Origin of the sequence: Leeuwenhoekiella aestuarii, from assembly GCF_004104055.1 — a bacterium.
GTDB classification, from domain to species: Bacteria; Bacteroidota; Bacteroidia; order Flavobacteriales; family Flavobacteriaceae; genus Leeuwenhoekiella; species Leeuwenhoekiella aestuarii.
The window spans coordinates 644,052-656,352 of sequence record NZ_QOVJ01000001.1 but is presented as its reverse complement, the minus strand read 5'-3'; the positions used below and the strand labels follow the sequence as shown (position 1 = coordinate 656,352).

Annotated in this window: 13 protein-coding genes; all 13 read left to right on the top strand. The window is 37.8% G+C overall.

Going from position 1 to position 12,301, the window contains the following annotated elements:
* Nucleotides 1-57 precede the first annotated feature (57 nt).
* The 13 genes from atpB to DSM03_RS02900 all read left to right on the top strand — a co-directional run bounded on the left by atpB (nt 58) and on the right by DSM03_RS02900 (nt 12,161).
* The gene (atpB, locus tag DSM03_RS02960; protein ID WP_128759501.1) at nt 58-1,245 is read left to right on the top strand and encodes a F0F1 ATP synthase subunit A; all 1,188 of its coding nucleotides are present in this window, start codon (nt 58-60) and stop codon (nt 1,243-1,245) included.
* Nucleotides 1,246-1,262: 17 nt separating this feature from the next.
* Entirely contained in the window at nt 1,263-1,451 is a 189-nt protein-coding gene (atpE, locus tag DSM03_RS02955; protein WP_004569351.1) for an ATP synthase F0 subunit C, read from the top strand.
* 76 nt (nt 1,452-1,527) lie between these two features.
* Nucleotides 1,528-2,028 carry a F0F1 ATP synthase subunit B gene (locus DSM03_RS02950; RefSeq protein ID WP_128759500.1) on the top strand — a complete coding sequence of 167 codons (501 nt, stop codon included), beginning with the start codon at nt 1,528-1,530 and terminating at the stop codon, nt 2,026-2,028.
* Between the two features lie 15 nt (nt 2,029-2,043).
* Nucleotides 2,044-2,583 carry an ATP synthase F1 subunit delta gene (atpH, locus tag DSM03_RS02945; protein WP_128759499.1) on the top strand — a complete coding sequence of 180 codons (540 nt, stop codon included), beginning with the start codon at nt 2,044-2,046 and terminating at the stop codon, nt 2,581-2,583.
* Between the two features lie 50 nt (nt 2,584-2,633).
* Nucleotides 2,634-4,214 (top strand): F0F1 ATP synthase subunit alpha, encoded by a 1,581-nt coding sequence (atpA, locus tag DSM03_RS02940; RefSeq protein ID WP_128759498.1) that lies wholly within the window; start codon nt 2,634-2,636, stop codon nt 4,212-4,214.
* 29 nt (nt 4,215-4,243) lie between these two features.
* Nucleotides 4,244-5,119: an ATP synthase F1 subunit gamma gene (gene atpG / locus DSM03_RS02935; RefSeq protein ID WP_128759497.1), complete on the top strand. Its 876-nt coding sequence runs from the start codon at nt 4,244-4,246 to the stop codon at nt 5,117-5,119.
* A gap of 154 nt (nt 5,120-5,273) precedes the next feature.
* Nucleotides 5,274-5,702, top strand: a complete 429-nt coding sequence (locus DSM03_RS02930; protein ID WP_128759496.1) for a hypothetical protein — start codon at nt 5,274-5,276, stop codon at nt 5,700-5,702.
* Between the two features lie 68 nt (nt 5,703-5,770).
* Entirely contained in the window at nt 5,771-7,204 is a 1,434-nt protein-coding gene (locus tag DSM03_RS02925; protein WP_128759495.1) for an oligosaccharide flippase family protein, read from the top strand.
* Nucleotides 7,205-7,227: 23 nt separating this feature from the next.
* On the top strand, nt 7,228-7,662 hold the full coding sequence (gene dut / locus DSM03_RS02920) for a dUTP diphosphatase (protein ID WP_128759494.1): 435 nt from the start codon (nt 7,228-7,230) through the stop codon (nt 7,660-7,662).
* 113 nt (nt 7,663-7,775) lie between these two features.
* Nucleotides 7,776-8,786: a sugar phosphate nucleotidyltransferase gene (locus tag DSM03_RS02915; RefSeq protein WP_128759493.1), complete on the top strand. Its 1,011-nt coding sequence runs from the start codon at nt 7,776-7,778 to the stop codon at nt 8,784-8,786.
* A 9-nt stretch (nt 8,787-8,795) separates the two neighbouring features.
* Complete coding sequence (locus DSM03_RS02910) at nt 8,796-10,142, top strand: tetratricopeptide repeat protein (RefSeq protein WP_128759492.1); 1,347 nt, start codon at nt 8,796-8,798, stop codon at nt 10,140-10,142.
* Nucleotide 10,143: 1 nt separating this feature from the next.
* The gene (gene lolB1, locus DSM03_RS02905) at nt 10,144-10,911 is read left to right on the top strand and encodes a lipoprotein insertase outer membrane protein LolB1 (RefSeq protein ID WP_128759491.1); all 768 of its coding nucleotides are present in this window, start codon (nt 10,144-10,146) and stop codon (nt 10,909-10,911) included.
* On the top strand, nt 10,911-12,161 hold the full coding sequence (locus tag DSM03_RS02900; protein WP_128759490.1) for a murein hydrolase activator EnvC family protein: 1,251 nt from the start codon (nt 10,911-10,913) through the stop codon (nt 12,159-12,161). Before lolB1 ends, DSM03_RS02900 begins: the two co-directional genes overlap by 1 nt.
* The last annotated feature ends 140 nt before the right edge of the window (nt 12,162-12,301 follow it).

Here is a 12,301-nt window from a genome sequence, read left to right as displayed (position 1 = left end):
ATAAAATGTTTAGTTTTGCACCAAATTTTAGCAAGCCTGATTTTTTAAAAAACTATAATGAAGATAACTTCTTTACCCATTCATTTTCTAGCTGTTATCAGTTTTCTATTGTGTGGATCACTGGTAAATGCACAAGAGCATAGTGTCGCGGAAGCTAATGACGAAGGACCTGTTAACACGCAACAGGAAATTACTGATTACACTAATCATCACTTAAAAGATTCTCACGATTTTCACTTGTTCTCTTATCAGGCAAGCGATGGGGAGCGTCATAGTTGGGGTTTTTCATTGCCAATAATCTTATGGGCAAGTAATGGTCCTGTAGCTTTTATGTCTTCAGAATTTCATCATGATATTGACGGTGAAGTTGTTGTAGAGAAAGGCGGAAGTCGTTTTGTAAATCTTCATGATAAGATTTATGAATTAGAAGAAGGTGCAGATTCAATTGTTATAGGAGAAGATCACCATCCTGAAAATGCACACAAGCCTTTTGATCTATCAATTACCAAGAGTGTATTTGGAATATTACTTGTAGGATTACTTTTATTATTCTGGTTTGGTTCTTTAGGAAAACAATACAAAAAGAAAAATATCCCAACCGGTTTTGGCCGTGCATTAGAGCCGTTAGTTATTTATGTACGTGACGAGATCGCGCGTCCTAATATTGGAGAGCATAAATACCGTAAGTATATGAGTTTCTTACTTACCGTATTTTTCTTTATTTGGGTTTCTAACCTATTAGGGATGACTCCATTTGGTTTTAATATTACTGGTCAAATAGCAGTAACAGTTTGTTTAGCATTATTTACATTCTTTATCGTTCAATTTAGCGGTAACAAAGATTACTGGAAACACATTTTCTGGATGCCAGATGTGCCCGTAATTATGAAAATCATTTTAATACCTATCGAAGTTTTAGGTATGTTAACCAAGCCTTTTTCCCTTCTTATTCGTTTGTTCGCAAACATCACCGCAGGTCACGTGGTAGTAATGGGATTAATTGCCTTAATGATTACATTAAAAGCCCAGTTTGGCGCAGTAGGTTCTACAGGATTATCTCTGGTTCTTACCTTGTTCATCTCGGTTATTGAAATATTAGTTGCATTCTTGCAAGCATTTATCTTTACAATGCTATCTGCATTATTCATCGGGATGGCCGTGGCAGAACACGATCATCACCATGAGCACGACGCAGAGGGTCACGATATAGATGACGTAGAGGATGTAAGAGAAAGTTTTGTTTAATTTTTAAATCAATTGTTATGTACAATTTAATTGGAGCTGGATTAATCGTTATCGGTGGTGGTATCGGACTAGGACAAATCGGTGGTAAAGCGATGGAAGGTATCGCGCGTCAACCTGAAGCGGCTGGAAAGATTCAAACTGCGATGATTATCATTGGTGCACTTTTAGAAGGTCTTGCTTTCGGTGCCTTGATCTTAGGTAAATAATCACAGCTTAAACAACTAAGCAATTCCTGTAACGGTTGGTTACAGGAGTTGTTTTATTTAAAACATTAAATTAAAGATGGATCAATTATTAAATGATTTTTCTCCAGGCTTGTTTGTTATGCAAGCTGTTATTTTATTAATCCTCATCTTATTGATGAAGAAGTTTGCCTGGAAACCTATCTTAAACTCACTTGATGAGCGTGAGCAAGGTATTCAAGGTGCATTAGAAGCAGCAGAAAAAGCGCGTTTGGAGATGAAAAATCTTCAAGCTGATAACGAGAAAGCTTTGCAAGAAGCACGTATTGAGCGCGATGCTATGCTAAAAGAAGCTCGTGAGATCAGAACAAAGATGATCTCAGAAGCTGAAGATGATGCAAAATCACAAGCTGATAAAATCATTACTCAGGCTCAGGAAGCTATTGCTGCAGAAAAACGTGCAGCTGTGGCAGAACTTAAAAGTCAAGTAGCAGAATTGTCTTTAGAGATTGCTGAAAAAGTGGTTAAAGACGAACTTTCTGATAAGAAAAAACAAATGCAGTATGTAGATAAAATGCTGCAAGACGCTACCCTTAACTAATAAAACCAGCAGTTCATGTCTTCAAGAGCAGCAATACGTTATGCAAAAGCAATTCTAGATCAGGCCAAAGAGAAAGGTAATGAAGAAGTAGTTTTTGGTAATATGAAATCTATTGATGCGACACTAAGTGCTAGTAAAGAATTGCGCAGTGTGCTTAAGAGTCCGGTTATTAAAGCTGAAGATAAAAGAGCTTCTTTGAAAGCTATTTTTGCAGGATATGACCCCAGCACTTTAAGCTTAATCGAACTTTTAGTAGATAAAAAGCGTACCTCTCTTTTAGGTCAGGTAGCAAAAAGTTATTTAGACCTATACAATGCCTCTAAAGGAATTATTGTGGCTCACGTTACAACAGCTGTAGAGCTTGATTCTAGTTTAGAGTCTAAAGTTTTGGCTAAAGTAAAAGAGCTTACAAACAGTACCGAAGTAACCTTAGAACATCACATAGATCCCAGCATTATAGGTGGGTTTATTCTTCGTGTAGGAGATGTACAATACGATGCAAGTATAGATAATCAACTGGCAAGCGTACAAAAAGAATTTAGTAAACGTTTATAATTACAACTTAGCTTTGAGTTGTATCAAAGCTTACTTAGATATCAAACAAAATGGCAGAAGTAAAACCAGCTGAAGTTTCAACGATTTTAAAGAAACAACTTTCAGGCTTTGAAGCATCAGCTTCATTAGATGAGGTAGGAACAGTACTCACCGTAGGTGATGGTATTGCCCGTGTTTATGGTCTTTCTAACGCACAATACGGAGAACTCGTATCTTTTGACGGAGGTCTTGAAGGTATTGTACTTAACTTAGAAGAAGATAACGTAGGGGTTGTACTCTTAGGTCCTTCTAAAGAAGTAAAAGAAGGTGCTACAGTAAAACGTACACAACGTATTGCTTCGATTAATGTAGGTGAAGGTATAGTAGGGCGTGTAGTAAACACATTAGGTCAGCCTATAGACGGTAAAGGTGCTATAGAAGGTGAGACTTATGAGATGCCATTAGAGCGTAAAGCTCCTGGTGTAATCTATCGTCAGCCGGTAAATGAGCCACTTCAAACAGGTATCAAATCTATTGATGCTATGATTCCAGTAGGTCGTGGTCAGCGTGAGCTTGTTATTGGTGACCGTCAGACTGGTAAAACTACCGTTTGTATCGATACTATTTTGAATCAAAAAGAATTTTATGATGCAGGTGAGCCTGTTTATTGTATCTACGTTGCTGTAGGTCAGAAAGCTTCTACCGTTGCAGGTATTGCTAGTGTTCTTGAAGAAAAGGGAGCTTTAGCATATACAACTATTGTAGCTGCAAATGCATCAGATCCTGCTCCTATGCAGGTATATGCTCCTTTCGCAGGTGCTGCCATTGGAGAGTATTTTAGAGATACTGGTCGTCCTGCTTTAATCATTTATGATGATTTATCTAAGCAAGCGGTTGCATATCGTGAGGTATCACTTTTATTACGTCGTCCACCGGGTCGTGAAGCATATCCTGGGGATGTTTTCTTCTTACACTCTCGTTTATTAGAGCGTGCTGCAAAAGTTATTGCAGATGATGATATTGCAAAAAACATGAATGACCTTCCTGATAGCTTAAAACCTATCGTAAAAGGTGGTGGTTCATTAACTGCACTTCCAATCATTGAGACACAAGCAGGTGACGTTTCTGCGTATATCCCTACTAACGTAATTTCAATTACAGATGGTCAGATCTTCTTAGATGGTGACTTGTTTAACTCAGGTGTGCGTCCTGCGATTAACGTAGGTATTTCGGTATCACGAGTAGGTGGATCAGCACAAATTAAATCTATGAAGAAAGTATCTGGTACTCTTAAATTAGACCAGGCTGCTTTCCGTGAATTAGAAGCATTTGCTAAGTTCGGTTCAGACCTTGATGCTGCTACTTTAAGTGTGATTGAAAAAGGTAAGCGTAACGTAGAGATCTTGAAGCAATCTGAAAACACACCATATACCGTAGAAGATCAGATCGCAATTATTTATGCAGGTTCTAAGAACTTATTGCGTAATGTGCCTATCGATAAAGTAAAAGCTTTTGAGACGGATTATCTTGAATTTCTTAACGCTAAGCACAGAGATGCTTTAGATACTTTAAAAGCAGGTAAATTAACAGACGAAGTTATCGATACTTTGACTACTGTTGCAAATGACCTTGCTTCTCGTTATAAAAAATAATATTCGCCTAGTAAGAAACCATTAAATAAATGGCAAATTTAAAGGAAATACGTAACCGAATTTCATCAGTATCTTCTACGATGCAGATCACTAGCGCTATGAAAATGGTGTCTGCTGCAAAATTGAAGAAGGCTCAAGATGCTATTACAGCTATGCGCCCGTATTCTGATAAATTAACCGAGTTACTTCAAAATCTTAGCGCTTCGATGGAGGGAGACAGCGGGAGCCGTTTTGCAGAAGAACGTCCTGTAGAAAAAGTACTTGTAGTAGCGATCTCTTCTAACAGAGGTCTCGCAGGAGCTTTTAATTCTAACATTGTTAAAGAAGCTAAGAACATTGCAGAAAATGCTTATGCTGGTAAAGAAGTTCACTTCTTAACCATAGGTAAAAAGGCAAATGATATTCTTAAAAGAACTCATACTGTTATCTTTAATGAAAGTGTGATTTTTGATGATTTGACTTTTGAAAACGTGGAGGAAATAGCAGAACGTGTTATGAACCTTTTTGTTGAAGGTACTTACGATAAAGTAGAATTGCTTTACAACTCGTTTAAAAATGCAGCAACACAGATTGTTACTCGTGAACAATTTCTACCTATTGTTCCTTTAAAAGAGCAATTTGAAGATGTAACACCTGAAAATACTTCAGACTATATTTTTGAGCCTTCTAAAGAAGAGATTGTTAAGCAGCTAATTCCAAAAGCTCTTAAAACACAATTTTTTAAAGGAATCAGAGATTCTGTTGCTAGTGAGCATGGTGCGCGTATGACTGCTATGCACAAAGCAACTGATAATGCTACCGAGTTGAGAGATCAGCTTAAGTTGACTTACAACAAAGCACGTCAGGCTGCGATTACCAATGAAATCCTTGAGATTGTGGGTGGTGCAGAAGCATTAAATAATTAGAAACTATTTTATTTCATATCTTAAAGCCTTGCAATTGCAAGGCTTTTTTTGATTTACTCGATTATCGATATTGCATAACTAAGATTATTTATTATTAACCCGTACAATCGGATTCCCTATAAAGCGTTTGTTATTTAAAAGTATAAAAGTATATATGATTTACAGAGCATCTTTTTTACTCCTTTTGATTCTAAATATCTCTTGTGGAGGCAGCAGCGAATTTGTTAAAAATCCTCCTTTTAAAGTTGACAAAACACTTAAAAAAGCTGAAAAAGCCGGAGAGGTTCAGGTTGTATTTGATGTTTCAGAATTACCTGCTGATGTAATTTTTAAAGATTTATATTTTCAGAATAAAAAATCCCGCATTCTCTGGGATAGTACAGCTACCTACTATGCTACATTTTCAGATACTAAAGCAAACTCAGAAGATCGTGTTCTTTCTGCTGATAGAGCACAGGAAGCTAATAATCCATTACCTCAAGTGCCAGTTAAACCACCTTATAAAATTTCAGAAAATCAGGCTTTATTGAATTATCAAGTAAATGATAAAGCTTTTTTTACCATACTTGAGCTTAACCAATAACAGTAAGGTGTAAACAACTTCTGCTGAATTAATATAATTACTTTTAGAACTATTTAAATCTCTGTTTTTTGAGTGTACTGAAGCGTTTTGTAAAAGATACAGCGATCTATGGTTTGGCAACCATATTGCCACGGGTGATGAGTTTTGTATTGATAGGTCTGCATACCGATAAGCTTGAAACTACAGGTTATGCTGAAAATACTTCGTTTTATATAGGTGCAGCATTTCTAAACGTGTTGCTTACATATGGGATGGAAACGGCTTTCTTTCGGTTCTTCTCTAGGTCAGATAAAAAGGAACAAGTCTATTCTACAGTATTGATCGCACTCACGGTTACCAGTTGTATTGCCTTTGTTATATTATGGTTGCTCAAAGAACCCATTACAGAGGCTTTAGAGCTTCCGGTAAGGTATATGGGGTATTTGATTGGTGTAACGATCTTAGATACGCTTGTTGTTGCTCCCTTTGCCTATTTAAGAGCAAAAGGTAAAGCTTTACGTTTTGCAGGTATCAAACTTACTAATCTGGCAATCTATGTTAGCTTGAACTTCTTCTTGCTTTGGGCCATACCTCATTTTTCGCTTTCATTTGAATGGTATGATACAAATGAACTGCTCACATACATATTTATGGCAAATCTTGCAGCAAGTGCTGTAACCTTGTTTTTGATTTTACCGGATTTCTTTAAAACGAAATTAGTATTTGACAAACAAATTTTTGCCCAATTGTGGAATTACGGCTGGCCGGTTTTAGTAGCCGGCATGGCATTTGTAATCAATGAGAATCTAGATAAATTGATGCTGGGCAATATGCTAGACAAGGACATTATGGGTGCTTATTCCGGTTGTTATAAGTTGGCGGTTTTTATGACGATTTTCATTCAGGCATTTAGGTTGGGGGCAGAACCTTTCTTTTTTAACCATGCTAAAAATAAAAATGCTCCTATTACCTATGCCACTATCTTAAAATACTTTGTTATCGTAGGTGCCGGAGGTTTATTGATTATTGTTTGTTTTGTAGATATTTTTAAAGAAATCTTGATAAGAGATCAAGAGTATTGGAAAGCTTTAGAAATCGTTCCTTATGTCCTTCTAGGCAATTTGTTTTTGGGTATTTATCATAATTTATCGGTGTGGTACAAACTCACAGATAAAACGCGTTACGGCATGTATTTTTCCCTTTTAGGTGCTGGGCTTACCATTTTACTAAACCTCTTTTTGATTCCGGTGATCGGCTTTATGGCCTCAGCATATGCTACTGTTGCAGCTTATGGCGTGATGATGCTGATTTCGTATTTTTACGGACAAAAATATTATCATATTCCGTATAACGTTTCCCGCATTGCGCTGTACCTTTTTGTAGCCACAGCCGGAGCATTAGTTTCGTTTTACATATTTAGAGAAAATTATATTATGAGTGCGCTATTGATTCTGGCTTTCACAGGTCTTGTTTTCTTTTTAGAAAAGAACGAATTGAAAAGCATTTTAAACCGAAACAAATAGCAGCTCTTTAAATCAAGCACAGTATGCAAATTAATATCATTAATAAATCGACTCACGATTTACCTCATTATGAGACCGAAGCTTCAGCAGGAATGGACCTTAGAGCAGTTTTAGATGCTCCAGTAACTTTAAAACCCTTAGAGCGAGCCATTATAAAAACCGGTTTGTTTATCGAATTGCCGGTAGGCATCGAAGCTCAGGTAAGACCGCGTAGTGGTCTCGCAGCAAAAAAAGGAATCACCGTTCTTAATGCTCCGGGAACCATTGATGCGGATTATCGCGGTGAAATAGGAGTGATCTTAGTGAACCTTTCTAATGAAGATTTTACCGTTGAAAGCGGCGAGCGTATCGCACAATTAGTTATTGCAAAACACGAGCGTGCAGATTGGAACGAAGTTGAAGTACTTAGCGAAACAGCACGAGGAGCTGGCGGTTTTGGAAGTACCGGCACCAAATAGAAATGCATAGGTTACTTTTCTGCTTTTGCAGAGAAAGTAATACTCAAAACTTTTTCACCAGAACAGTTTTGTTTAAATCTCCTTTTGGAGGAAAAAACCAGAAACAACGCAAAATGAAAATCATAGTCCCCATGGCAGGTCGCGGCTCGCGACTACGCCCACATACCTTAACCGTTCCAAAACCTTTGATACCTATTGCCGGGAAACCTATCGTTCAGCGACTTGTTGAAGATATTTCACACGTTTTAGATGAAAACATTGAAGAAATTGCCTTTGTAATCGCTGAAGATTTTGGTCTAGAAACCGAAGAAAACCTTAAGCAAATTGCTCAAAGCTTAGGTGCTAAAGGAACTATTTATTATCAGGACAAACCTTTGGGAACCGGCCACGCGATTATGTGTGCTCAGGATTCGTTAAGCGGACCTTGTGTTATTGCATATGCAGATACACTCTTCAGAGCAGATTTTACGTTAGATAAAGAAGCAGATAGTGTGATCTGGGTTAAACAGGTTAAAAACCCGGAGGCTTATGGCGTGGTTTCACTTAATGAGCAAAATGATATCGTAGGACTTGTTGAGAAACCTAAAGATTTTGTTTCAGACTTAGCGGTTATTGGCATTTATTATTTTAAGGATGGCGCTGTTCTTAAAAATGAATTGCAGGCTGTTTTAGATGCTAAACTGATGCACGGTGGCGAGTACCAGATCAATGACGGGATTAAACAAATGCAGGCTAAAGGCTATACCTTTAAACCCGGTAAAATCGATGAGTGGATGGACTGCGGAAACAAGAATGTTACTGTTGAAACAAATGGAAGAATGCTTCAGTTTTTACATAAGGAAGGGGAGCATATGGTTTCAACTTCGGCTAAATTAGAGAATGCTTCGGTAATTCCTCCTTGTTTTATCGGTGACGATGCGGTGATAAAAGATTCAACAATTGGCCCTAATGTTTCCGTAGGAAAAGGAAGCGTTGTAGAAAACAGTACTATCTGTGAAAGTCTGATCCAGAATTTCAGTACAATTACTAACGCGCAGTTAAAAAACGCTATGATTGGTAATTATGCTAAATTCGATGGTAACTTTACAGCTATCAGCATTGGGGATTATTCTGAGCTGGTTTAATTTATAAAGATGAAAGCATTTAGAATCTTGTTGATTGCTTTGTTGTTTTCGCCACTGGCTGAAGCACAAGAACCTAGTCCTTTGCAAGATGTAAATGTGGATAGTCTTGAAGATGTTACCGATGCATTTCAGGAGTCTTTTTTTGAAGCTTTAAAGCAGAAAGGAATCGAGAATTACGACCGGGCGATCGCAGCTTTAGACAAATGCATAGCCTTACGCCCGAAGGAAGCAATTCTCTATTTTGAAAAAGGAAAAAACGAGGCAGCTCTGGGTAATGTTCAGGAAGCCGAAAATAATTACCTAAAAGCCTTACAGCTCAAACCGAATCAACGCGATATAATGGAAAGTCTTTATGAGGTGTATTATGCGCGTCAGGATTTTGACAAAGCGATAGATTTGGTAAAGGACCTGGCAAAATTTGATATCAGATATAAAGAAGATTTAGCAAGAATTTATGTCCGCAAAGGTGCGTTTGAAAAAGCGCTTAGCGTGCTGGACGACTTGGATGAGAATTTGGGTAAAGATGCCTATCGCAATCAGATACGTGAACAGGCACTGGCTTTGAGCGGTGGTGATGTTAAAGAGCGTTTGCTTTTAAAAGAGATTGATGCTGACCCGGAAAATGAGCAAAATTACCTCAATCTTATTTATGTATACAGCGAGCAAGGCAATACAGATAAAGCCTACGCAATCGCCCAGCGATTATTAAAAGTAAATCCCAAAGCAGACGTTGTGCATCTGGCGCTTTATAAATTTCACCTAGAGAATGGTGACGTGCAACAAGCATTCAATTCTTTAGAAAAAGTGATGAAAAGCAACCGTGTTGAGCCTAAAGCTAAACACAGCGTTTTAAACGACTTTCTGATCTATGTAGATAGAAATCCCGAGTATCAACCAGAATTGGAACAGGCGATTGCTTTATTTTCTTCGGAAGAACAAACCGATGTAAATGAAGAGTTAGGCGCTTACTATTTAAAAAATAAAGATTCTGCAAAGGCGTTATCATATTATGAAGCTGCTTACAAGAAAGATGCTTCAGATATTAATGTTTTGCGTAATCTGATTATGTTGCAGCTTCAGGCTAGTCAGTTTGATAAGGCTGCAGCACTTAGCGAGGAGGCACTTATGCTATACCCGGCTCAGGCTTTATTTTATCTAGGATACGGTGTTGCTCAAAATGGACTAGGTAATACAAAAGAAGCTGCAGATTATTTGGAAATGGGTCTGGATTACATCATTGATAACGCAAAGATGCAAGCTGATTTTTATAGTGAACTGGCACGCGCTTATGATAAATTAGGTAATGCGGCTAAAGCTGCAGAATACCGTAAACGCCTTACAAATTTGACACAATAATATGCGAATACTCCATAAAGTTTTAGTGCTTACAACTCTTTTAAGTTTGGCTGCTTGTAAGGCTACAAAAAACACCGCTTCAGTAGAAGATCTTGCTTCTGCAAAAATAATTGCAACGCATTATAAGACGCACCCGCAATTTGAAACACTTGCGGCACGTTTAAAGATTAAATATTCTGATCCGGAAACCAATCAAAGTGTGACGGTGAGTTTGCGTATGCAGAAAGGAGAAACCATATGGATGAGTGCTTCTGTTTTGGGGATTTCTCTTGCAAAAGCAATGATCACCAGAGATCGCGTTCAGTTTTATGAGAAGATAGATGGAACTTATTTTGACGGTGATTTTGAGTTGCTGAGTGATTTGTTAGGAACAGTATTAGACTACGATCAGGTTGAAGCTTTGTTGACTGGTCAGCCAATTTATGATCTAAGAAATGGTGGTTTTAGTGCCGGATCAACCTCATCTCGTTATCTCATTGCACCAAGAAAGCAATCTAAACTTTTCAATCTATTTTTCTACTTGAATTCTGGAGCATTTACCCTTCAGGAGCAACGCCTTACACAGCAGGAAGAAAATAGGGATCTTACTATCCAATATGGCGATTATATTCAGGAACAAAACGGTTACTTTCCGTCAGAAATTCACGTAAGAGCTCAGGAAGCAGAAAAGACAACAACTATAGATATTGAATACCGCGGAATTGATTTTAAGGCAGATGTAAGCTTTCCGTTTAATATTCCCGGCGGGTTAAAAGAAATTAAACTTTAATGCAGTTGAAGCAGTTTTATACATTCAGTTTACTGATTCTTCTTTTTTTAGGAGGAAGCGCCAACCTTTGGTCTCAAAATGATAAACAGGCAGAGCTGGAGCGTCAGCGCCGGGCATTGATGAGTCAGATTGAAGAACTGAGTAAACTGCGTCAAAGCAATAAGAAAAAGGAAATGAATGTTTTGAATCAGGTTGAAGATCTGGATTCAAAAATTAAAACACGTGAAAACCTAATAAAGGTTACCAACTCACAAGCCAATTTACTTACGCAAAAAATCAATCAGAATATAAATAGAATTTCTGATTTGCGGGATGAGTTGGCTAAGCTGAAAGATGATTATGCGGCGATGGTTCAAAAGTCATACAAAAGTAAAAGCAGCCAAAGTCGAATTATGTTTTTGCTTTCTTCTGAGAGTTTTTTACAGGCATATAAGCGGGTGCAGTATATGAAGCAGTACAGCAATTACCGTAAAAAACAAGGCGACCAGATTAAAGAGCGTACCGCACTTTTGCAGGAAACCAATAACAAACTTATTGAACAGAAAGAGCAAAAGCAACAATTGATAGCTCAGAACAAACTAGAACAGCAGAAGCTTCAGGAAGAGAAAAAACAGCAAGATGCGCTCATTGCTACCATTCGCGAAAAAGAATCTACCTATGTGGCTCAGATCAATAAAAAGCAAGCAGAAGCTAACAGGATAGATAAAGAAATAGATCGAATTATTAGAGAAGCAATTGCCGCTTCTAATAAAAATACAGCCACAAAAACAACAGCAAAGCCAGAGGTTGGTAAACTCGCAACATTTGCACTTACCCCAGCGGCCAAGGCTCTTGCTAACGACTTTGTTTCTAATAGGGGTAAGTTAGACTGGCCGGTAGAACGCGGGCGTGTTTATAAAAAGTTTGGAACTTCACAGCACCCTACCTTGCCAAATATTACAACCTATAATAGTGGAGTTGAGATAGAAACTGCTCCCGGAGGCGTTGCGAGGGCGTCCTTTAAGGGTACCGTTTTTCAGATTCAGGTGATTAAAGGTGGAGGCTATGCCGTTTTTATCAGACACGGAAATTACCTAACCGTTTATCAAAACCTAAAAAACCTTAAGGTTAAACTCCACGATCAGGTTGCAACAAAGCAAGCCATTGGCGAAATCGCAGAAAACTCCTTTAGTGGTAAAACCATATTAAAGTTTTTGATTTATAAAGATTCAGAGCGATTAAATCCTGAAGATTGGGTTTATAATATGTAAATCTGGTTTTTTGTTCCATTGTGAATTCAATTTGATAAAAACCTTCGATAGCTCCGTGTTTTCTATGCGGCTCATTTATTCATTAATAGGATTATTGTAATTTAGAGCTAGACAAGACTTCTATTCTATCTTCTAAACCA

Bases quoted from the DNA above. Each gene is read 5' to 3' on its own strand.
- DSM03_RS02930 (WP_128759496.1), top strand. From the start codon at position 5,274: ATGATTTACAGAGCATCTTTTTTACTCCTTTTGATTCTAAATATCTCT.
- DSM03_RS02915 (WP_128759493.1), top strand. From the start codon at position 7,776: ATGAAAATCATAGTCCCCATGGCAGGTCGCGGCTCGCGACTACGCCCA.
- DSM03_RS02950 (WP_128759500.1), top strand. From the start codon at position 1,528: ATGGATCAATTATTAAATGATTTTTCTCCAGGCTTGTTTGTTATGCAA.
- atpA (WP_128759498.1), top strand. From the start codon at position 2,634: ATGGCAGAAGTAAAACCAGCTGAAGTTTCAACGATTTTAAAGAAACAA.
- DSM03_RS02910 (WP_128759492.1), top strand. From the start codon at position 8,796: ATGAAAGCATTTAGAATCTTGTTGATTGCTTTGTTGTTTTCGCCACTG.
- atpE (WP_004569351.1), top strand. From the start codon at position 1,263: ATGTACAATTTAATTGGAGCTGGATTAATCGTTATCGGTGGTGGTATC.
- dut (WP_128759494.1), top strand. From the start codon at position 7,228: ATGCAAATTAATATCATTAATAAATCGACTCACGATTTACCTCATTAT.
- lolB1 (WP_128759491.1), top strand. From the start codon at position 10,144: ATGCGAATACTCCATAAAGTTTTAGTGCTTACAACTCTTTTAAGTTTG.
- atpB (WP_128759501.1), top strand. From the start codon at position 58: ATGAAGATAACTTCTTTACCCATTCATTTTCTAGCTGTTATCAGTTTT.
- atpG (WP_128759497.1), top strand. From the start codon at position 4,244: ATGGCAAATTTAAAGGAAATACGTAACCGAATTTCATCAGTATCTTCT.
- atpH (WP_128759499.1), top strand. From the start codon at position 2,044: ATGTCTTCAAGAGCAGCAATACGTTATGCAAAAGCAATTCTAGATCAG.
- DSM03_RS02900 (WP_128759490.1), top strand. From the start codon at position 10,911: ATGCAGTTGAAGCAGTTTTATACATTCAGTTTACTGATTCTTCTTTTT.